The following is an 18450-nucleotide window of genomic DNA, read 5'->3' as shown; positions in this document are numbered from 1 at the left end:
GCAAGCTGCAAGCTACAAACCGCAAGCATATCCGCTTGAACTTGTAGCTTGAGGCTTGCAACTTGGAGCTGCCTCATGCCCATCCCCAGCGCGATCAAACTGCACAAGGCGTCGAAAACGCTGGAGTTGCGTTACGGCGAACAGCGTTACTCGCTCAGCGCCGAGTTCCTGCGCGTGCATTCGCCGTCTGCCGAGGTGCAGGGGCATGGCAAGCCGATCCTGCAGACCGGCAAGCTCCATGTCGGCCTCGAACGCATCGAACCGGCCGGCAACTACGCACTGAAACTGTGCTTCGACGACGGCCATGACAGCGGCCTGTTCACCTGGGACTATCTGCACGAGCTGGCCACCCGGCATGACCAGCTCTGGGCCGATTACCTGGCGCAGCTCAGCGCCGCCGGCAAATCCCGCGACCCCAACGAGTCCGTCGTACGTCTGATGCTCTGACCTTAGGCGCAAGCCCCCGTTGCAGAGCGTCCGCCCCGTCTCCCCGCTCATTACCCGGTAGTTAGAACGATTTTTCTAAACTATCGCGGCATACTCCTGCTCCATCGATCAGCTTGCCTAACGGCAAAAACTCGGGTAACCAAGGAACTGGCAGGTTCCCTGCATTTGGCCCAGCCAGATGCAATGCATGACGCGGACTCGATCCGCCCCCGGCAACCCGAGCAGTACCTGGCCCTTGTTTCGCCGCGAGCACGGCCGGTGCGCGACTCAGGACATTGGAGCGTCGTAGATGAGTGACAAGAATAACGAAGACCTGAAACGCCAGGCCTCGGAAAACACCCTGGGTCTCAACCCGGTGATCGGCATCCGCGGCAAGGACCTCCTGACCTCTGCCCGCATGGTGCTCGCCCAGGCACTCAAGCAACCCTTCCACAGCGCCAAGCACGTCGCCCATTTCGGCCTCGAACTGAAGAACGTCGTGCTCGGCCAGTCCGCGCTCAAACCCGAGGATGGCGACCGCCGCTTCGCCGATCCGGCATGGAGCCAGAACCCGCTCTATCGCCGCTACCTGCAGACCTACCTGGCCTGGCGCAAGGAACTGCACGACTGGGTCGAGCACAGCTCGCTGTCCGAGCAGGACGCCAGCCGCGGTCATTTCGTCATCAATCTGATGACCGAAGCCATGGCGCCCTCCAACAGCATGGCCAACCCGGCGGCGGTCAAACGCTTCTTCGAGACCGGCGGCAAGAGCCTGCTCGATGGTCTCTCTCATCTGGCCAAGGACATGGTGCACAACGGCGGCATGCCCAGCCAGGTGAACATGGAGGCCTTCGAGGTCGGCAAGAACCTGGCCACCACCGACGGCGCCGTGGTGTTTCGCAATGACGTGCTGGAGCTGATCCAGTACAAGCCGATCACCGAAAGCGTGCACGAGCGCCCGCTGCTTGTCGTGCCGCCGCAGATCAACAAGTTCTACGTCTTCGACTTGTCGCCGGACAAGAGCCTGGCGCGCTTCCTCCTGCGCAGCCAGGTACAGACCTTCGTGGTCAGCTGGCGCAACCCGACCAAGGCTCAGCGCGAGTGGGGCCTGTCCACGTACATCGAGGCGCTCAAGGAAGCCATCGACGTCATCTGCGCCATCACCGGCAGCAAGGACATCAACATGCTCGGCGCCTGCTCCGGTGGCCTGACCACCGCGTCGCTGCTCGGCCATTACGCCGCCCTCGGCCAGCCCAAGGTCAATGCGCTGACCCTGCTGGTCAGCGTGCTCGACACCCAGCTCGACACACAGGTGGCGCTGTTCGCCGACGAGAAGACTCTGGAAGCGGCCAAGCGCCGTTCCTACCAGGCCGGCGTGCTGGAAGGCAGCGACATGGCCAAGGTGTTCGCCTGGATGCGCCCCAACGACCTGATCTGGAACTACTGGGTCAACAATTACCTGCTCGGCAACGAGCCGCCGGTGTTCGACATCCTCTACTGGAACAACGACACCACGCGCCTGCCGGCTGCGCTACACGGCGAGTTCATCGAGATGTTCCAGACCAACCCGCTGACCCGCCCGGGCGCGCTGGAAGTCTGCGGCACGCCGATCGACCTAAAGCAGGTCACCTGCGACTTCTTCGTCGTCGCCGGCACCACCGACCACATCACGCCGTGGGACTCCTGCTACAAGTCGGCTCATCTGTTCGGCGGCAAGTGCGAATTCGTCCTGTCCAACAGCGGCCATATCCAGAGCATTCTCAACCCGCCGGGCAACCCCAAGGCGCGCTACATGACCAATAGCGAGATGCCACTGGATCCGAAAGCCTGGCAGGAAAGCTCGACCAAGCATGCCGACTCCTGGTGGCTGCACTGGCAGAGCTGGCTGGCCGAACGCTCGGGCGAAACCAAAAACGCGCCCAGAGCGCTGGGCAACAAGAAATTCCCGGCAGGCGAAGCCGCTCCGGGCACCTATGTACACGAACGCTGATCGTCAGCTTCAACCGCCGCGGCACCGGGAAGTGCCGCACGCCACGCGCCAGCCAGGGCGTGGCTAACCAGGTTCATCCTGGTAATCCTGGAGGCAGCCCGGACGGCCGTCTCCAGCGCTCAACTCCACAGGGGCTGCGCCGATGCCGCAACCATTCGTATTTCGCACCATTGATCTCGATGGGCAGACCATCCGCACCGCGGTGCGACCGGGCAACAGCCAACTGGTGCCATTGCTGATCTTCAACGGCATCGGCGCCAACCTCGAGCTGGTGATGCCCTTCGTCGCCGCCCTGGATCCGCAGCTGGAAATCATTGCCTTCGACGTACCCGGCGTCGGCGGTTCATCGACCCCGGCCACACCCTATCGCTTCCCGGGCCTGGCCAAGCTGGCAGCGCGCATGCTCGATTACCTCGACTACGGCCAGGTCAACGCCATCGGCGTGTCCTGGGGCGGCGCCCTGGCGCAGCAATTCGCCCATGATTACCCCGAGCGCTGCAAGAAGCTGATCCTTGCCGCCACCTCGGCCGGTGCGGTGATGGTGCCAGGCAAGCCCAAGGTACTCTGGCGCATGGCCAGTCCACGGCGTTACGTGCAGCCCTCCTATGGCGTGCGTATCGCTCCTGACATCTATGGCGGCGCCTTCCGTCGCGATCCCAAGCTGGCCATGGCGCACGCGAGCAAGGTGCGCTCGGGCGGCAAGATGGGCTACTACTGGCAACTGTTTGCCGGCCTCGGCTGGACCAGCATCCACTGGCTGCACAAGATTCGCCAACCCACGCTGATCATGGCCGGCGACGACGACCCGCTGATTCCCTTGATCAACATGCGCCTGCTGGCCTGGCGCATCCCCAACTCGGAGCTGCACATCATCGACGACGGTCACCTGTTTCTAGTGACCCGCGCCGAAGCGGTGGCGCCGATCATCATGAAATTCCTCGAGGAGGAGCGGCACCGTGCGGTGATGCACCCGCAGCCCACCCCCGTACGCCAGCATTGACGGCACCGGTTTGGTGCGCAATGTTCTGCATGCTCTACAAAGGGGCCGATCACGGCCCCTTCGATTTTCCACAGGCGCTCTGCAATGCACTTCCCGTGCGCCTGGTACAGGGCTTGCTGCACACCCGGCACAAGTACAAGGCGCGCGTCAGGCAGTCCGCGCCATGAAAGTCTCTTGCAGGTCGTTGCAACGATCTGCCAGGCGGTTTGACGATGGAGTGTTACACCATGCGAGACAAGTCGAACCCGGCCTCACTGCCGGCACCTGCCACTTTCATGAATGCCCAAAGCGCAGTAGTGGGCGTACGCGGGCGCGATCTGTTATCGACCATGCGCCTGCTGGCCGCCCAGAGCCTGAAGAACCCAGTACGCAGCGGCCGGCATCTGCTGGCCTTCGGCGGCCAGCTGGGCCGCGTGCTGCTCGGCGATACCCTGCACAAGGTCAACCCGCAGGATGCGCGTTTCGCCGACCCGACCTGGCACCTCAATCCCTTCTATCGACGCAGCCTGCAGGCCTATCTGGCCTGGCAGAAACAGCTGGCGGCGTGGATCGACGATAGCGATCTGTCGGCCGATGATCGCGCCCGCGCACGCTTTCTCGCCTCGCTGATGAGCGACGCGCTGTCGCCGTCCAACAGCCCGCTCAATCCGCAGGCGGTAAAGGAGCTGTTCAACACCGGCGGTAGCAGTGCCTTCAAGGGTTTGCGCCACCTGCTCGACGACCTGCTGCATAACGACGGCCTGCCCAGCCAGGTCAGCAAGCACGCCTTCGAGGTCGGCCGTAATCTGGCCTGCACACCCGGCGCCGTGGTGTTTCGCAACGAGCTGCTGGAGCTGATCCAGTACAAGCCGATGAGCGAAAAGCAGTACCTGCGGCCGCTGCTGATCGTGCCGCCGCAGATCAACAAGTACTACATATTCGATCTGTCCAACGACAAGAGCTTCGTCCAATACGCGCTGAAAAACGGCTTGCAGACCTTCATGATCAGCTGGCGCAACCCGGATCCGCGCCACCGCGAGTGGGGCCTGTCGAGCTATGTGCAGGCGGTCGAGGAAGCCGTCGATGCCTGCCGCGCCATCACCGGCGGCAAGGACGTCAACCTGCTCGGCGCCTGCGCCGGCGGCCTCACCATCGCCGCCCTGCAAGGCCATCTACAGGCACGTCGGCAGTTGCGTAAAGTCTCCAGCGCCACCTACATGGTCAGCCTGCTCGACAGCCAGATCGACAGCCCGGCGATGCTCTTCGCCGATGAGGAAACCCTCGAGTCGGCCAAGCGCCGCTCCTACCAGCAAGGCGTACTCGATGGCCGCGACATGGCCAGGGTGTTCGCCTGGATGCGTCCCAACGACCTGATCTGGAACTACTGGATCAACAATTACCTGCTCGGCAAGCAGCCACCGGCGTTCGACATCCTCTACTGGAACAACGACAACACCCGCCTGCCCGCTGCCCTGCATGGCGACCTGATCGACTTCTTCAAGCACAACCCGCTGCGCCGTGCCGGCGGGCTGGAGGTCTGCGGTACACCGGTCGACCTGGCCAAGGTCAACGTCGACAGCTTCAGCGTGGCCGGCATCAACGATCACATCACGCCCTGGGATGCGGTCTATCGCTCGACCCTGCTGCTTGGCGGCAACCGCCGTTTCATCCTCTCCAACAGCGGCCATATCCAGAGCATTCTCAACCCGCCGGGCAACCCCAAGGCCAACTACTACGAGAACACCAAGCTCACCTCCGACCCGCGCGCCTGGTACCACGAGGCTCAGCATCAACTGGGCAGTTGGTGGCCACAGTGGCTGGAGTGGATTCAGGCGCGTTCCGGCGAGCAGCGGGAAACCCTGATGGCGCTGGGCAACCAGAACCATCCGGCCATGGAGGCGGCACCGGGCACCTACGTGCATATCCGTTGAAAGCAATGGCCGGCAGCGCAGCGGCCGGTTATCGTCAGCTCTTCGCGCTCAGTCGAACAAGAAGCCAAGGATGAAAACCCGCGAACGCATTCTGCAAGCCGCCCTGCAGCTGTTCAATGAGCAGGGCGAGCCCAACGTCTCCACTCTGGAGATCGCCAACGAACTGGACATCAGCCCGGGTAATCTCTACTACCACTTCCACGGCAAGGAGCCGCTGGTGCTGGAGCTGTTCGAACGCTTCCAGAGCGAGATGGCGCCGCTGCTCGACCCGCCTGCCGAGGCCGAACTGGATGTCGAAGACTACTGGCTGTTTCTGCACCTGATCGTCGAGCGCCTGTCGCAGTACCGCTTTCTCTTTCAGGACATGTCCAACCTGGCCGGACGCCTGCCGAAACTGGCGCGTGGCATTCGCCACTGGCTGAACGCGCTGAAACGCACCCTGGCCGCCCTGCTCGCCCGCCTGATGGCCGATGGACAGCTGAACAGCGGTACCCAGGCACTTGGCCAACTGGTCGAGCAGATCACCCTGACCCTGCTGTTCTCCCTCGACTACCAGCGCATCCTCGATCAGGACGCAGAAGTACGCCTGGTGGTGTACCAGATCATGATGCTGGTCGCACCGCACCTGAACCCGCCTTCACGCGGCACGGTCGAGCAGTTGGCAGAACGTTATCTGGAAGCCTGAAATGAAAACGCCCGGCACTAGGCCGGGCGTTTGCGATCCCGAAAAACTCAGGACGAGGCGGCGGGAGTCGCCGGAGCGGCAGCCGGAGCCGGTGTAGCTGCCGGAGTTGCAGCGGTCGTCGGGGCCGGAGTCGGTGCTGCCAGTTTCGCCGCAGTCGCCTTGGGCGCGGCAGGCTTTTTCGCCGCCGGCTTCTTCGCGGCAGCCGGTTTGGCCGCAGGCTTGGCAGCTGCCGGCTTGGCGGCGGTCGCAGGTTTTGCTGCAGCGGCTGGCTTGGCGGCGGGTTTCGCTGCGGCCTTGGCTGCCGGCTTCGCCGCGGGCTTGGCCGCAGGTTTGGCTGCCGGTTTTGCAGCCGCAGCTTTCGAAGCGGCTGGTTTCGCGGCTGGCTTGGCTGCAGCTTTGGCAGCTGGCTTGGCGGCCGGCTTCGCAGCAGGTTTCGCAGCGGCCTTGGCAGCAGGTTTGGGCGCTGCTTTGGCAGCTGGCTTGGCGACCGACTTGGCCGACACGCCGGTGATTTTCTCCAGCTGCTTGGTCAGGCTGTCGACCTTGTCGTTCAATGCCTTGACCTCATTGCGGCTGGGTACGCCCAGACGCGAGATGGCATTGTTCAGACGCTTGTCGAAAGCCTCTTCCAACTCGCCCCACTTGCCGATCGCCTTGCCCCGGACTTCATCGACCTTGGACTTGGCAGAACCGACCTTGCTGCCGACGCCGGACTTCACCGCGTCAACCTGCTTGTCGACTTCGCTCTTGGCCTGCTTCTCGGCTTTCTCGCCGTCCTTGACCAGAGTATCGAACAGCTTGGTGCCGTCCTTGCTGACCTTGGAATAAGCGCCCAAGCCTGCCAACCAGATCTGGCGCGAGTATTTCTCGACCTCGCCGATCCAGGAGCTGGTCTGTTTCTCGGTTTTCTTCTTAACAGCCATCCTGATCTCCTTATTTGGTACGCGCGACGTGCTCGAGCAACGCGCTCAGCTCATCCAGCTTAGCAGAGAGTGTTTCGACGTCCTGCTTGGACGGAATGCCGATGCGGTTCAGAGCGGAAGCCACACGAGTATCGAAAGCCTTCTCGATCTTGTCGAGTCGAACTTCGACCTTGCCTTTAACGCTGGTGACATTGGAATTGACCGACTGCCTGACCGATTCGATCTGGCTGTTGGCGGCCTCGACCTGTTCGTCGACCAGCTTCTTGCCTTTGTTCTCGACACCTTCACCGGCCTTGACCAGTTCCTTGAAGTATTCAGCCCCCTCGACACCCGCCTTGGCATAAGCGCCCAGGCCAGCGAGGTAGATCTTGCGGGCATAGCCCTTCACGTCGTCGAACAGACCGGCCTTGTCTTCGACCACGGCTTCGACTTTTTTCTTCACGGCGACTTTCGACATGGTGCACCTCACGCGCTTTACAGTTAGCGGAAACGCCCACGGAAATGCAGGCTTGGGTACACCCTAGGGAGAAAAATTAGAAATCACATACTAAGAGCAGCTGCTAGCCACAACCCGTAGGGTGGATCACGCTTCACCGATCCACCAACCCGGTGGATGTAAAAAGCGACATCCACCCTACGCGCTAAGAGTCCCGCTCCTACAGGTTCAAGCAAGCGACTTGTCCAGCACCTGCTCGATCTCGCGCTGGATCATGCCGCCCATGGGCGACAGCAGCAGCCCGAGCTTGAGCTCCACACGCACGGTATCTTCACCGACCGTAATGGCGCCGTCGGCGCCGCTGCGCTTGAACTCCAGGGTGTCGCCGTTCCAGCGATAGCGCACGTCGTACTCGCTGGCCAGGCGTTCGGCCAGACGCTCGGCCTTTTCACGGGCGCCCTCGCGACCAAGGGAATGGGTTCGTTCGACACGAATGCGGGACATGGCAACTCCTTGAACTGGCAGCGCGCCGCAAGGCTGCGGCATGAGGTCACATCACTCTACCAGCCCACCGCGCGGCCGGGCACCCGAGCAAGACAAAGACTGCCCGCAGCTTTAGAATGATGCGGTTTTCTATCCGGTGAGAGCGACATGAGCGATCCACGCAAGGCCCAGGAGCAGGAACCCACCACTCACTTCGGTTTCCAGGATGTGCCGGAAAGCCAGAAGGCGGAGAAGGTAGCCGAAGTATTCCACTCGGTGGCGGCCAAGTACGACCTGATGAACGACGTGCTGTCCGGCGGTCTGCACCGCCTGTGGAAGCGCTTCACCATCGAGTTGTCAGGCGTACGCCCGGGCAATCGCGTGCTGGATATCGCCGGCGGTACCGGTGACCTGACCCGCAAGTTCGCCAGCATTGTCGGTCCGACCGGCGAAGTGGTGCTGGCCGATATCAACGACTCGATGCTCAAGGTCGGCCGTGATCGCCTGCTGGACAAGGGCGTGGCCGGCAACGTGCAGTTCGTCCAAGCCGATGCCGAGAAGCTGCCCTTCCCGGACAACCACTTCGACGTGGTCACCATCGCCTTCGGCCTGCGCAACGTAACGCACAAGGAAGACGCCCTGCGCTCCATGCTGCGCGTGCTCAAGCCGGGCGGGCGACTGCTGGTGCTGGAGTTCTCCAAGCCCGGCAACCCGTTGCTGGCCAAGGCCTACGATACCTACTCGTTCAGCTTCATGCCGCTGGCCGGCAAGCTGATCACCAATGATTCGGACAGCTACCGCTACCTCGCCGAGTCGATCCGCATGCACCCGGATCAGGAGACCCTCAAGGCGATGATGGTCGACGCCGGTTTCGAGCGCGTCACCTACCACAACATGACCGGCGGCATCGTCGCCCTGCACAGAGGCATCAAGCCTTAATGCTCATCACGGGTTTGCTGGCCGGCGTCGAGACGGGCCTCAATCGCGTCCTGCGCCTCGATGGTACGGCCTTGCCACGCCTGCAGGCGCTCAGCGGCAAGGTTATCGCCGTGCATTGCCAAAGCCCGGCGCTGGAGCTGTTCATCCTGCCCAGCGGCGACGGTCTGCAGTTGGCCTCACAATGGCACGCGCCCGCCGACTGCACCCTCACCGCACCGGCTGCCAGCCTGGCGCGCCTGGCCCTGAGCCGCGAGAAGACTGCCGTGCTGCATCGCCCGGAAGTCTCGCTCGATGGCGACAGCGCCGTGCTGCTGCAACTGGCAGGCGTCCTGCAGGACCTGGAGCTGGACTGGGAATACGAAATCTCGCGCTGGCTCGGCCCGGTGGCCACTACCCTGCTCGCCGGCCATTTGCGCAGCCGGGTGAACCTGGCCAGCAACGGCGCCGCCAGCCTCAAGCAGGACTTGGCCGACTACCTGGCCGAAGAATCCCGAACCCTGGTGGGACAGCGCGAAGCCGATGTGCGCTTCGCCGAGCTGGACCAACTCAAACTCGCCCTCGACCGCCTGGAAGCACGCATCGAGCGCCTCACTTCTGCCAATAAGCCCGACGCATGAAGCTGCTTGCCGTTCGCCGTCTGTTGCGCATCCAGCGCGTAGTGATCCGCTATCAACTGGACGAGATGCTCTTCGAGCTGCCGCTGCCGTTCTGGCTGCGCACCTTGTCCTGCCTGCTGCCCTGGCGCTGGCTGCCACGCAAGCCGCTGGCGCTGTCGCGCGGCGCGCGCCTGCGCCTGGCGCTAGAGGACCTGGGGCCGATCTTCATCAAGTTCGGCCAGTTGCTGTCCACCCGTCGTGACCTGCTTCCGCCGGACATCGCCGACGAGCTGACGCATCTGCAGGACCGAGTGCCGCCGTTCCCCGAGGATCAGGCCATCGCACTGATCGAGCGCCAGCTCGGCGCGCCGGTGAGCGAGCTGTTCGCCCGCTTCGACAGCCAGCCGCTGGCCTCGGCCTCGGTGGCCCAGGTACATGCCGCGCAGCTCAAGACCGGCGAGGAAGTGGTGGTCAAGGTAGTACGCCCGGGCCTCAAGCCAGTGATCCGCCAGGACCTGGCCTGGCTGTTTCTGATCGCCCGCATCGCCGAGAAGGCCTCGGCCGATGCTCGCCGCCTGCACCCGGTGGAGGTGGTCAGCGACTACGAGAAGACCATCTACGACGAACTCGACCTGCTGCGCGAGGCGGCCAACGCCAGCCAGCTGCGGCGCAACTTCGAAGGTTCGCCACTGCTCTACGTGCCGCAGGTCTACTGGGACCTGTGCCGTCACCAGGTGCTGGTGATGGAGCGCATCTACGGCATTCCGGTGACCGACCTGGCCACCCTGGCCGACCAGCGCACCGACATGAAGCTGCTGGCCGAGCGCGGCGTGGAGATCTTCTTCACCCAGGTGTTCCGCGACAGCTTCTTCCACGCCGACATGCACCCCGGCAATATCTTCGTCAGCACCCGCACGCCCTGGAGCCCGCAGTACATCGCCATCGACTGCGGCATCGTCGGCAGCCTCACCGACGAGGACCAGGACTACCTGGCGCGCAACCTGCTGGCCTTCTTCAAGCGCGACTACCGCAAGGTGGCGCAGCTGCACATCGACTCGGGCTGGGTACCGGCAGAAACCAAGGTCAACGAGTTCGAGGCCGCTATCCGCACCGTGTGCGAGCCGATCTTCGAAAAGCCGCTTAAGGACATCTCCTTCGGCCAGTTGCTGCTGCGCCTGTTCCAGACCGCCCGTCGCTTCAACATGGAAGTGCAGCCCCAACTCGTGCTGCTGCAGAAGACCCTGCTCAATATCGAAGGCCTGGGCCGCCAGCTGTATCCGGATCTGGACCTGTGGAGCACTGCCCAGCCTTACCTCGAACGCTGGATGCGCGAGCGCATCAGCCCGCTGCATCTGCTGCGCAACCTGCAGCAACAGGCCGAGCAGGTGCCGCACCTGTCGCAGATCGCGCGCGACACCCTGGAGCGCCTGCAGCGCTCGCAGCAACGGGAAGAACAACGTCCGGACAATGATCGCTGGCCACTGCGCCTGCTCGGCGCCGCGCTGATCGGCGCCGGCACCATTCAAGGCCTGGCACCGCTGCTGGCCGCCTGGCCCGCCTGGCTGATGGTCGGCGGTGGACTCTATCTGGTGCTGCGCCGATAGCCAGCTAGCCACGGCGCTGGCACACTTGGCGAATTGACAGTCCGGCAGCCCCGGCAGACTTGGAACACCGATGAACGATTGGCTCGACGAAATCCACTGGAACGAAGACGGCCTGGTGCCGGCCATCGCCCAGGAACACCAGACCGGCCGCATCCTGATGATGGCCTGGATGAACCGCGAATCCCTCGCCCTTACCATCAGCGAACAGCGCGCCATCTACTGGTCGCGCTCGCGCGGCAAGCTGTGGCGCAAGGGCGAGGAATCCGGCCATGTACAGAAGCTGCACGAGCTGCGCCTGGACTGCGACGCAGACGTCATCGTGCTGATGGTCGAGCAACTGGGCGGCATCGCCTGCCACACCGGGCGTGAGAGCTGCTTCTATCGCGTTTATGAGAATGGCGGCTGGAAAACCGTCGACGCCGTGCTGAAAGATCCGCACGCCATCTATGCAGGACACAGCCATGAGTGACACCCTGAGCCGCCTGGCCGAAGTACTGGAAGCGCGCAAAGGCGCAGCGCCGGACAGCTCCTATGTCGCCAGCCTGTATCACAAGGGCCTGAACAAGATTCTGGAAAAGGTCGGTGAGGAATCGGTGGAAACCATCCTCGCCGCCAAGGACGCCGCCGCCAGCGGTGACTGCAAGGACCTGATCTACGAAACCGCCGATCTGTGGTTCCACAGCCTGGTCATGCTTGCCGCCCTCGGCCAGCATCCACAGGCCGTGCTGGATGAACTGGATCGCCGTTTCGGCCTCTCCGGCCACGCGGAAAAAGCCGCGCGACCGCAATCGGAATAACTTTTACAACGGAGTACTCATCATGGGATTCGGCGGTATCAGCATCTGGCAACTCCTGATCGTCCTGCTCATCGTGGTCATGCTGTTCGGCACCAAGCGCCTGAAGAACCTGGGCTCAGACCTGGGCGACGCGATCAAGGGCTTCCGCAAGTCGATGGACAACGGTGAGGCCGACAAGCCGGCCGTGGAAGAACCCAAGGGCCAGACCATCGACGCCCAGGCACGCAAGGTCGAAGAGCCGGCGAAGAAAGACTAAGCCATGTTCGACATCGGTTTTACCGAACTGCTGCTGGTCGGTCTGGTGGCCCTGGTGGTGCTCGGCCCCGAGCGCCTGCCCGGCGCCGTGCGCACCACCGGCCTGTGGATCGGCCGGATCAAGCGCAGCTTCAATTCGATCAAGGCCGAGGTGGAGCGGGAGATCGGCGCCGACGAAATCCGCCGCCAGCTGCACAACGAGCGGATTCTCGAGCTGGAGCGGGAAATGAAGGCGATGAAGCAGGACATCCTCGACACCACCAGCCTCAACCCGGGTAGCGAGACCAGCAAAAGCGCCGCCGAGCCGACCCCGCCCGCCGCCCAGGACAAGAATCCCCAGCCATGAGCAAACTGCCGGACGCCGACCAGGAAATGCCCTTGGTCTCGCACCTGACCGAGCTGCGCACGCGTCTGTTGCGCTGCGTGGTGATCATCCTGCTGATCTTCGGCGGGCTGTTTTACTTCGCTCAGGATATCTACGCCCTGGTGGCGGCGCCGCTGCGCGCCTATCTGCCGGAAGGTGCGACGATGATCGCCACCGGCGTCGCCTCGCCCTTCCTCACGCCGTTCAAGCTGACCCTGATGTGCGCGCTGTTCCTCGGCATGCCGGTGATCCTGCACCAGGCCTGGGGCTTCATCGCCCCGGGGTTGTACACCCACGAGCGACGCATCGCGGTGCCGCTGCTGATCTCCAGTATCTTCCTGTTCTACGCCGGCATGGCCTTCGCCTACTTCGTGGTGTTCCCGATCATGTTCGGCTTCTTCGCCAGCGTGACCCCGCAAGGGGTGGCGATGATGACCGACATTGGCCAGTACCTGGACTTCGTCCTGACGCTGTTCTTCGCTTTCGGTGTGGCCTTCGAGATTCCCATCGCCACCTTCCTGGTGATCTGGGTCGGACTGGTCGATGTCGCAACCTTGCGCAAGAGCCGCCCGTACGTGATTGTCGGCTGCTTCGTGGTCGGCATGGTGCTGACGCCGCCGGACGTGTTCTCGCAAACCTTGCTGGCCCTGCCGATGTGGCTGTTGTTCGAAAGCGGCCTGCTGGCCGGCGCGCTGGTCAAGCGCAAGCGCGACGAGGAACAGGGCGAAGAACAGGCCGAGCCCGAAGACCAGCCCCCCGCGCCGCTGTCGTGAACCTGCTGCTGCTGGAAGACGCCGATTTCGTCGGCGTCGATCGAGTTCGCCTCACTGGCAGGCGCCTGAAGCATCTGCATGAGGTGCATCGCGCCGAAGCGGGTGATCGTCTGCGCGTCGGCCGCCTTGGCGGGATGATGGGCGAGGGGCATCTACTCGCCCTGGATACCGAACATGCAGAGCTGCAGGTCAGCTTCGACCAGCCGCCACCGGCCAAGCTGCCGCTGACCCTGGTCCTCGCCCTGCCCCGCCCGAAGATGCTCAAGCGTGTGCTGCAGACGGTCAGCGCGATGGGCGTACCGCGTCTGGTGCTGGTCAACAGCTACCGGGTGGAAAAGAGCTTCTGGCAGACGCCATTCCTGGAGGCCGAGGCGATTCGCGAACAGCTGATTCTCGGCCTGGAACAAGCGCGGGATACGGTGCTGCCCGAGGTGAGCATCGAGAAGCGCTTCAAGCCCTTCGTCGAGGATCGCCTGCCGGCGTTGACAACCGGCACGCTGGGTCTGATCGGCCACCCGGGCGACTACCCGGCCTGCCCGCGCGCGGTGCAGCAGCCGGTGACCCTGGCCATCGGCCCGGAAGGTGGCTGGATTCCCTACGAAGTCGAGCTACTGCGCGAAGCCGCAGGCCTGCAACCGGTGCAGTTGGGCGAGCGCATTCTACGGGTGGAGACGGCGGTGCCAGCGTTACTGGCCCGGTTGTTCTGAACGAGAACGACCAATCTGTAGGAGCGAGCGCTATACCTCGAGCAGGAAGGTTACCGGCCCATCGTTGACCAGGTGCACCTGCATATTGGCGCCGAAACGTCCGGTGCCGACCTGAGGGTGCTGGGCCTTGGCCATCTCGACCAAGGCATCGAATAGTGCAGCGCCCTGCGCAGGCGGCGCTGCGCTGGAAAAGCTGGGGCGCATGCCGCTCTTGGTATCGGCGGCCAGGGTGAATTGCGAGACCAGCAGGAGACCTCCCTGCACGTCCGTCAGCGAGCGGTTCATCTTGCCCGCCTCGTCGCTGAATACGCGGTAGTTCAGCAGTTTGTGCAGGGCGCGGGCGAGGCTGGCCTGATCGTCCTGCGGCTCGATGCCGACCAGTGCCAGCAGGCCCTGATCGATGCTGCCTACCACCTCGCCGTCGACCTCGACCTTCGCTGCGCTGACGCGCTGGATCAGCAGCTTCATGCGTCCTCCGGCGGCAGGTCGAGCAGGCGGCGGGCCATCTGCTCGGTGGCGCGGATCAGCGCATCGGTGATACCGGGTTCCGCCGCCGAGTGGCCGGCGTCGCGGATGATCTGCAGCTCGCTGTTGGGCCAAGCCTGGTGCAGTGCCCAGGCGTTGTCCAGCGGGCAGATGGCGTCATAGCGGCCGTGCACGATGATGCCCGGCAGGTGGGCGATTTTCGGCATGTCGCGCAGAAGCTGGTTCGGCTCGAGAAAGGCATCATTGACGAAGTAGTGGCACTCGATACGGGCAATGGACAGCGCTCGATGCGCCTCGCTGAAGCGCTCGACCACCTGGGTGTTCGGGCGCAACGTGGCGGTACGCCCTTCCCAGGTCGACCAGGCCTTGGCCGCGTGCATCTGGGCGATCTGGTCGGCACCGGTCAGGCGCTTGTAAAAGGCCTGTATCAGATCGCCGCGCTCCTCTGGCGGAATCGGCGCGATATAGTCTTCCCAGTAATCGGGGAACAGGCGGCTGGCGCCCTCCTGATAGAACCAGCTGAACTCCTGCGGCCGGCACAGGAAGATGCCGCGTAGAATCAGCCCGAGCACCCGCTGCGGATGCGCTTGCGCGTAGGCCAGCGCCAAGGTGAAACCCCAGGAGCCGCCGAACAGCACGAACCTGTCGATCCCCAGGTGCTCGCGAATACGCTCGATATCACCGATCAGCGCCTGGGTGGTGTTGTTCTCCAGGCTCGCGTGCGGCATGGAACGACCACAGCCGCGCTGGTCGAAGGTAACGATGCGATACAGGGCAGGGTCGAAATAGCGGCGGCTGGCAGAATCACAGCCGGCGCCCGGGCCGCCATGGATGAACAACACCGGCAACCCGTCCTCCGAGCCGCTCTCGTCGACGTACAGCACGTGCGGCGCCTCGACCGCCAGCTCATGGCGTGCGTAGGGTTTGATCTCCGGATACAAAGTCTGCATGGTTGGCTCCTGTTCGCTGGGCTACAACTGCCGTGTCCGCTCTGCCCGGCATCATAACCATGAAAAGGAAGTTCAGCATGTCGATGCGTCATCTATCCTGGTCGCTGTTCATGACTATCACCCTCCTGCTCGCCGGCTGCGGCGGCCGGGACGACCCGCAGGCTGCACTGGAAGCCGCTGTTCAGCAGTTGCAGGACAATATCGAAGCCAAGAGCACCGGTGCGGTAATGGACCAGTTGCATGGCGATTTCCTGGCCCGCCAGGAGCTTGATCGCGAATGGGCCAAGCGCACCATGACCCTGCTGTTTCTGCGCCACAAGAACATCAAGGTGCTCGCCCTGGGCAAGAATAGCTGGATCGACAAGGCCATCAGCAGCAAGGGTTACACCGAGGCGCAGGTGGGCCTGAGCGGCGCCGAAGGATTGATTCCCGACAGTGCGCGGCACTATTCGGTGAAACTGGAGTGGTGGCTCGACGACGGCGAATGGAAGCTCGCGCGCCTGGATTGGGAGTGAAGGCGTAGCCCGAATGCAATCCGTGACAGTCCGGAAAAACATCCCCGGATTGCATCCGGGCTACAGGGATATCAGTCGGCCTTGCGCCAGATCAGCTCCGAGGTCACGTAACCCTGCTCGCGCGCGATGTCGAGCAGCTTGTTGCGGGTTTCCTGGTCGATTTCCGGAGTGCGCGACAGCAGCCACAGGTACTTGTGCTCCGGGTGGCCGACCAGCGCCACGCGGTAGTCCTCGTCGTGGTAGATCACCCAGTAGTCGCCCTTGATCGGCAGCAGCTTGCTGGCCCAGTTATCGAAGGTGACCCAGAGCTTGTCGGTCTTGCCTTCGACCTGCGGCTCGGCCACGCCCTTGGCCTCGATCCACTCGCCATCCTTGTCGCGGCAGCGGTTGGTCACGTCGATGCGACCATCGTCACGCAGGCCGTAATGCGCCTCGGACTCCACGCAGTTGCGCTGGAAGAACATCGGCAGGCGCGCCAGCTCGTACCAAGTGCCCTGGTAACGCTGCAGGTCGACCTGCATGGTCTGCGGTGGCGGTTTCTGAATGCTGCCAGTACCGGAGTTGGCACAGCCGGCGAGGGCGAGAATGGCGCTGGCGATTAGGATCGAACGCATGGAAGCTCCTGTTTACTTGAGTCCCTTGCCGGAAAACAGCATGACTTTGTTCCCGGCGTACTGGACGCTGATATAGGCCTTGTCGTCGCCCCAGGTACAGCTGGTCATCCCCAGCGCACCGGCACACTCGGCCGGCGTACCGAGCAGGCTTTCAACCTCCTGCTTGCTCATGCCGGCTTCGAGTTTGGAGTAGTTTTCCTGATTGATCTTGCTGCAGGCGGCAAGCAGGCAGCAGGCGAGCAAAGCGACGATACGCATCGACATGGATAAAGCTCCAGATGGGAAGGTGCCGGCAAGCTTGGCATAGCCGGCGACGACTTGCCCGATTGGAGTTCAGAAACGCGAGCCGGGTTCCCGCAGGAAGGCCTGTTCTTCGTCAGTGCAGGCGCGCCCCAGAATCGCGTTGCGATGGGGGAAGCGCCCGAAACGGGCGATAATCCGCTGGTGGCGCTCGGCGAAATCGAGGAAGTCGGCAAATAACGTCTGCTCGCCGGCGGCGGCTTCGTTCACCAGGCTGGCGAACAGCTCGATAGCGCGGTTCTGCAATGGCAGGTCTTCGGCATGCTCGAACACCAGATAGGCAAACACCCGCTGGATGGGTGCCAGCCTGCGATCCCAATCGCGATCCAACCCTGCTTGCAACAGCGGGCGAGCTAGGCGGTCACCGGCGAAGGCCCGGGGCGTATCGCGGAAGATCATACGCGGCAACTGATCGAGAAGAATCAGTTGCGCCAGCCAGCCCTGTGGGTCATCCGCCCAGCCTTGCAGCTCGCCGGCAAGGGCCCGTTCGACCAATGCGCCGAAACGCACCTTGGCCTCGCGATCCTGGCTGTCACGCTTGCCGAACCACAAACCGTGGCGCGCCACCGCCACTTCGGTGGCGGTGCCGTGATCGGCACCGAACCACCAGTCGAGCAACGGCTGCCAGGCGTGCATCAGCTACGGTGATAGGCGGTAACGCGCAACACTTCTTCCTTGGAGCCGAGGAAGACCGGCACGCGCTGGTGCAGCGAGGTGGGCTGGATATCGAGAATGCGCTGGCTACCGTCGGTGGCAGCGCCGCCAGCCTGTTCGATGATCATCGACATCGGGTTGGCTTCGTACATCAGGCGCAGCTTGCCCGGTTTCTCGGGCTCGCGAGCGTCACGCGGATACATGAACACGCCGCCACGGGTAAGGATGCGATGCACGTCGGCCACCATAGAGGCAATCCAGCGCATGTTGTAGTTACGCCCCAGCGGCCCGGTCTCGCCGGCCAGCAGCTCGGACACGTAACGCTGCACCGGCGCTTCCCAGTGACGCTGGTTGGACATGTTGATGGCGAATTCCTTGGTCGACTCCGGCACCTTGATGTTGTCGTGGGTGAGCACGAAGCTGCCCAGTTCGCGATCCAGGGTGAAGCCCTTGACGCCGTCGCCAAGGGTCAGCATCAGCATGGTCTGCGGACCGTAGATGGCGTAGCCGGCCGCAACCTGCTGCGTGCCCGGCTGGAGGAAAGCCTCCTCGCCCAGGTCACCGGTCTCGCCGTTGCGCTCGGGGCAACGCAGCACCGAGAAGATGGTGCCGACCGAAACGTTGACGTCGATGTTGCTGGAGCCGTCCAGCGGGTCGAATACCAGCAGGTAGGCGCCTTTCGGATACTTGCCGGGGATCTGGTAGGCATTGTCCATTTCCTCGGACGCCATACCGGCCAGGTGGCCACCCCATTCGTTGGCTTCGAGCAGGATCTCGTTGGAGATCACATCGAGCTTCTTCTGTACCTCGCCCTGTACGTTCTCGCTGTCCAGGCTGCCCAGTACGCCGCCGAGGGCGCCCTTGGAAACCTGGTGGCTGATCGCCTTGCAGGCCCGTGCTACGACTTCGATAAGGAAACGCAGGTCGGCCGGGGTGTTATGGCTGCGAGTCTGCTCGATCAGGTAGCGGCTCAGGGTGACGCGGGACATGGACGGCTCCGGAAAGGGGAAAAATCGCGCGCAGTTTAACCCGTTCCCGCCATG

25 protein-coding genes are annotated in these 18450 nt (G+C 63.4%); 16 read left to right on the top strand and 9 right to left on the bottom strand.

Going from position 1 to position 18450, the window contains the following annotated elements; genetic code table 11:
• The first annotated feature begins 75 nt into the window (after positions 1–75).
• From B2U07_RS17640 to B2U07_RS17615, 6 genes are all read left to right on the top strand, one after another.
• Complete coding sequence (locus B2U07_RS17640) at positions 76–447, top strand: gamma-butyrobetaine hydroxylase-like domain-containing protein (protein WP_197856961.1); 372 nt, start codon at positions 76–78, stop codon at positions 445–447.
• A 289-nt stretch (positions 448–736) separates the two neighbouring features.
• Positions 737–2416, top strand: coding sequence for a class II poly(R)-hydroxyalkanoic acid synthase (gene phaC / locus B2U07_RS17635; RefSeq protein ID WP_275545500.1), 1680 nt, complete (start codon positions 737–739; stop codon positions 2414–2416).
• 142 nt (positions 2417–2558) lie between these two features.
• The gene (gene phaZ, locus B2U07_RS17630) at positions 2559–3416 is read left to right on the top strand and encodes a poly(3-hydroxyalkanoate) depolymerase (protein WP_197856959.1); all 858 of its coding nucleotides are present in this window, start codon (positions 2559–2561) and stop codon (positions 3414–3416) included.
• 29 nt (positions 3417–3445) lie between these two features.
• The gene (locus B2U07_RS17625; RefSeq protein ID WP_296277406.1) at positions 3446–3583 is read left to right on the top strand and encodes a hypothetical protein; all 138 of its coding nucleotides are present in this window, start codon (positions 3446–3448) and stop codon (positions 3581–3583) included.
• Positions 3584–3643: 60 nt separating this feature from the next.
• Entirely contained in the window at positions 3644–5326 is a 1683-nt protein-coding gene (phaC, locus tag B2U07_RS17620; protein WP_275545501.1) for a class II poly(R)-hydroxyalkanoic acid synthase, read from the top strand.
• A gap of 70 nt (positions 5327–5396) precedes the next feature.
• On the top strand, positions 5397–6011 hold the full coding sequence (locus tag B2U07_RS17615; RefSeq protein WP_275545502.1) for a TetR/AcrR family transcriptional regulator: 615 nt from the start codon (positions 5397–5399) through the stop codon (positions 6009–6011).
• Between the two features lie 47 nt (positions 6012–6058).
• Here the strand turns inward: B2U07_RS17615 and B2U07_RS17610 are convergent, their stop codons facing one another.
• From B2U07_RS17610 to B2U07_RS17600, 3 genes are all read right to left on the bottom strand, one after another.
• Positions 6059–6934 carry a phasin family protein gene (locus B2U07_RS17610; RefSeq protein ID WP_275545503.1) on the bottom strand — a complete coding sequence of 292 codons (876 nt, stop codon included), beginning with the start codon at positions 6932–6934 and terminating at the stop codon, positions 6059–6061.
• A 10-nt stretch (positions 6935–6944) separates the two neighbouring features.
• Positions 6945–7391, bottom strand: coding sequence for a phasin family protein (locus B2U07_RS17605; protein WP_197856955.1), 447 nt, complete (start codon positions 7389–7391; stop codon positions 6945–6947).
• A 207-nt stretch (positions 7392–7598) separates the two neighbouring features.
• Entirely contained in the window at positions 7599–7874 is a 276-nt protein-coding gene (locus tag B2U07_RS17600) for a polyhydroxyalkanoic acid system family protein (RefSeq protein ID WP_275545504.1), read from the bottom strand.
• Between the two features lie 147 nt (positions 7875–8021).
• Between B2U07_RS17600 and ubiE the strand changes: the two genes are divergently transcribed.
• The 9 genes from ubiE to B2U07_RS17555 all read left to right on the top strand — a co-directional run bounded on the left by ubiE (position 8022) and on the right by B2U07_RS17555 (position 13888).
• Positions 8022–8792: a bifunctional demethylmenaquinone methyltransferase/2-methoxy-6-polyprenyl-1,4-benzoquinol methylase UbiE gene (gene ubiE / locus B2U07_RS17595; RefSeq protein WP_275545505.1), complete on the top strand. Its 771-nt coding sequence runs from the start codon at positions 8022–8024 to the stop codon at positions 8790–8792.
• The gene (locus tag B2U07_RS17590; RefSeq protein WP_275545506.1) at positions 8792–9409 is read left to right on the top strand and encodes a ubiquinone biosynthesis accessory factor UbiJ; all 618 of its coding nucleotides are present in this window, start codon (positions 8792–8794) and stop codon (positions 9407–9409) included. Before ubiE ends, B2U07_RS17590 begins: the two co-directional genes overlap by 1 nt.
• Positions 9406–10992, top strand: coding sequence for a ubiquinone biosynthesis regulatory protein kinase UbiB (gene ubiB, locus B2U07_RS17585; protein WP_197857976.1), 1587 nt, complete (start codon positions 9406–9408; stop codon positions 10990–10992). Before B2U07_RS17590 ends, ubiB begins: the two co-directional genes overlap by 4 nt.
• 70 nt (positions 10993–11062) lie before the next feature.
• Positions 11063–11461 (top strand): phosphoribosyl-AMP cyclohydrolase, encoded by a 399-nt coding sequence (gene hisI / locus B2U07_RS17580; protein ID WP_275545507.1) that lies wholly within the window; start codon positions 11063–11065, stop codon positions 11459–11461.
• Positions 11454–11789 carry a phosphoribosyl-ATP diphosphatase gene (locus B2U07_RS17575; protein ID WP_011920745.1) on the top strand — a complete coding sequence of 112 codons (336 nt, stop codon included), beginning with the start codon at positions 11454–11456 and terminating at the stop codon, positions 11787–11789. Before hisI ends, B2U07_RS17575 begins: the two co-directional genes overlap by 8 nt.
• A 22-nt stretch (positions 11790–11811) precedes the next feature.
• Positions 11812–12045, top strand: a complete 234-nt coding sequence (gene tatA / locus B2U07_RS17570; protein WP_197857977.1) for a twin-arginine translocase TatA/TatE family subunit — start codon at positions 11812–11814, stop codon at positions 12043–12045.
• Positions 12046–12048: 3 nt separating this feature from the next.
• On the top strand, positions 12049–12390 hold the full coding sequence (gene tatB / locus B2U07_RS17565; RefSeq protein WP_275545508.1) for a Sec-independent protein translocase protein TatB: 342 nt from the start codon (positions 12049–12051) through the stop codon (positions 12388–12390).
• Positions 12387–13181 (top strand): twin-arginine translocase subunit TatC, encoded by a 795-nt coding sequence (gene tatC, locus B2U07_RS17560; protein ID WP_197857979.1) that lies wholly within the window; start codon positions 12387–12389, stop codon positions 13179–13181. Before tatB ends, tatC begins: the two co-directional genes overlap by 4 nt.
• Complete coding sequence (locus B2U07_RS17555) at positions 13178–13888, top strand: 16S rRNA (uracil(1498)-N(3))-methyltransferase (RefSeq protein WP_197857980.1); 711 nt, start codon at positions 13178–13180, stop codon at positions 13886–13888. The genes tatC and B2U07_RS17555 overlap by 4 nt, the downstream gene beginning before the upstream one ends.
• Before the next feature lie 30 nt (positions 13889–13918).
• On the opposite strand, the gene dtd is transcribed toward B2U07_RS17555, so the two are convergent.
• Positions 13919–14356 (bottom strand): D-aminoacyl-tRNA deacylase, encoded by a 438-nt coding sequence (dtd, locus tag B2U07_RS17550; RefSeq protein ID WP_275545509.1) that lies wholly within the window; start codon positions 14354–14356, stop codon positions 13919–13921.
• The gene (pip, locus tag B2U07_RS17545; RefSeq protein ID WP_275545510.1) at positions 14353–15324 is read right to left on the bottom strand and encodes a prolyl aminopeptidase; all 972 of its coding nucleotides are present in this window, start codon (positions 15322–15324) and stop codon (positions 14353–14355) included. The genes dtd and pip overlap by 4 nt, the downstream gene beginning before the upstream one ends.
• 77 nt (positions 15325–15401) lie before the next feature.
• Between pip and B2U07_RS17540 the strand changes: the two genes are divergently transcribed.
• Positions 15402–15839: a hypothetical protein gene (locus B2U07_RS17540; RefSeq protein WP_275545511.1), complete on the top strand. Its 438-nt coding sequence runs from the start codon at positions 15402–15404 to the stop codon at positions 15837–15839.
• Positions 15840–15910: 71 nt separating this feature from the next.
• Here the strand turns inward: B2U07_RS17540 and B2U07_RS17535 are convergent, their stop codons facing one another.
• The 4 genes from B2U07_RS17535 to B2U07_RS17520 form a co-directional block, all read right to left on the bottom strand.
• Positions 15911–16453: a lipocalin family protein gene (locus tag B2U07_RS17535; RefSeq protein ID WP_296277405.1), complete on the bottom strand. Its 543-nt coding sequence runs from the start codon at positions 16451–16453 to the stop codon at positions 15911–15913.
• Between the two features lie 12 nt (positions 16454–16465).
• Entirely contained in the window at positions 16466–16717 is a 252-nt protein-coding gene (bamE, locus tag B2U07_RS17530; protein ID WP_275545513.1) for an outer membrane protein assembly factor BamE domain-containing protein, read from the bottom strand.
• 69 nt (positions 16718–16786) lie between these two features.
• Positions 16787–17389: a DUF924 family protein gene (locus B2U07_RS17525; RefSeq protein WP_296277404.1), complete on the bottom strand. Its 603-nt coding sequence runs from the start codon at positions 17387–17389 to the stop codon at positions 16787–16789.
• Positions 17389–18396: a class 1 fructose-bisphosphatase gene (locus B2U07_RS17520; RefSeq protein WP_197857987.1), complete on the bottom strand. Its 1008-nt coding sequence runs from the start codon at positions 18394–18396 to the stop codon at positions 17389–17391. The genes B2U07_RS17525 and B2U07_RS17520 overlap by 1 nt, the downstream gene beginning before the upstream one ends.
• Between the last annotated feature and the right edge of the window lie 54 nt (positions 18397–18450).

The sequence above is a fragment of the Pseudomonas sp. UBA7530 genome (genome assembly GCF_002479365.1).
Lineage (GTDB): Bacteria > Pseudomonadota > Gammaproteobacteria > Pseudomonadales > Pseudomonadaceae > Aquipseudomonas.
The sequence above is the reverse complement of the archived record's forward strand: the minus strand, read 5'-3'. Positions and strand labels throughout refer to the sequence as shown.

Excerpts from the sequence above, each read along its gene's own strand:
- B2U07_RS17640 (WP_197856961.1), top strand. The coding sequence starts at position 76 with ATGCCCATCCCCAGCGCGATCAAACTGCACAAGGCGTCGAAAACGCTG.
- phaC (WP_275545500.1), top strand. The coding sequence starts at position 737 with ATGAGTGACAAGAATAACGAAGACCTGAAACGCCAGGCCTCGGAAAAC.
- phaZ (WP_197856959.1), top strand. The coding sequence starts at position 2,559 with ATGCCGCAACCATTCGTATTTCGCACCATTGATCTCGATGGGCAGACC.
- B2U07_RS17625 (WP_296277406.1), top strand. The coding sequence starts at position 3,446 with ATGCTCTACAAAGGGGCCGATCACGGCCCCTTCGATTTTCCACAGGCG.
- phaC (WP_275545501.1), top strand. The coding sequence starts at position 3,644 with ATGCGAGACAAGTCGAACCCGGCCTCACTGCCGGCACCTGCCACTTTC.
- B2U07_RS17615 (WP_275545502.1), top strand. The coding sequence starts at position 5,397 with ATGAAAACCCGCGAACGCATTCTGCAAGCCGCCCTGCAGCTGTTCAAT.
- B2U07_RS17610 (WP_275545503.1), bottom strand. The coding sequence starts at position 6,934 with ATGGCTGTTAAGAAGAAAACCGAGAAACAGACCAGCTCCTGGATCGGC.
- B2U07_RS17605 (WP_197856955.1), bottom strand. The coding sequence starts at position 7,391 with ATGTCGAAAGTCGCCGTGAAGAAAAAAGTCGAAGCCGTGGTCGAAGAC.
- B2U07_RS17600 (WP_275545504.1), bottom strand. The coding sequence starts at position 7,874 with ATGTCCCGCATTCGTGTCGAACGAACCCATTCCCTTGGTCGCGAGGGC.
- ubiE (WP_275545505.1), top strand. The coding sequence starts at position 8,022 with ATGAGCGATCCACGCAAGGCCCAGGAGCAGGAACCCACCACTCACTTC.
- B2U07_RS17590 (WP_275545506.1), top strand. The coding sequence starts at position 8,792 with ATGCTCATCACGGGTTTGCTGGCCGGCGTCGAGACGGGCCTCAATCGC.
- ubiB (WP_197857976.1), top strand. The coding sequence starts at position 9,406 with ATGAAGCTGCTTGCCGTTCGCCGTCTGTTGCGCATCCAGCGCGTAGTG.
- hisI (WP_275545507.1), top strand. The coding sequence starts at position 11,063 with ATGAACGATTGGCTCGACGAAATCCACTGGAACGAAGACGGCCTGGTG.
- B2U07_RS17575 (WP_011920745.1), top strand. The coding sequence starts at position 11,454 with ATGAGTGACACCCTGAGCCGCCTGGCCGAAGTACTGGAAGCGCGCAAA.
- tatA (WP_197857977.1), top strand. The coding sequence starts at position 11,812 with ATGGGATTCGGCGGTATCAGCATCTGGCAACTCCTGATCGTCCTGCTC.
- tatB (WP_275545508.1), top strand. The coding sequence starts at position 12,049 with ATGTTCGACATCGGTTTTACCGAACTGCTGCTGGTCGGTCTGGTGGCC.
- tatC (WP_197857979.1), top strand. The coding sequence starts at position 12,387 with ATGAGCAAACTGCCGGACGCCGACCAGGAAATGCCCTTGGTCTCGCAC.
- dtd (WP_275545509.1), bottom strand. The coding sequence starts at position 14,356 with ATGAAGCTGCTGATCCAGCGCGTCAGCGCAGCGAAGGTCGAGGTCGAC.
- pip (WP_275545510.1), bottom strand. The coding sequence starts at position 15,324 with ATGCAGACTTTGTATCCGGAGATCAAACCCTACGCACGCCATGAGCTG.
- B2U07_RS17540 (WP_275545511.1), top strand. The coding sequence starts at position 15,402 with ATGTCGATGCGTCATCTATCCTGGTCGCTGTTCATGACTATCACCCTC.
- B2U07_RS17535 (WP_296277405.1), bottom strand. The coding sequence starts at position 16,453 with ATGCGTTCGATCCTAATCGCCAGCGCCATTCTCGCCCTCGCCGGCTGT.
- bamE (WP_275545513.1), bottom strand. The coding sequence starts at position 16,717 with ATGTCGATGCGTATCGTCGCTTTGCTCGCCTGCTGCCTGCTTGCCGCC.
- B2U07_RS17525 (WP_296277404.1), bottom strand. The coding sequence starts at position 17,389 with ATGCACGCCTGGCAGCCGTTGCTCGACTGGTGGTTCGGTGCCGATCAC.
- B2U07_RS17520 (WP_197857987.1), bottom strand. The coding sequence starts at position 18,396 with ATGTCCCGCGTCACCCTGAGCCGCTACCTGATCGAGCAGACTCGCAGC.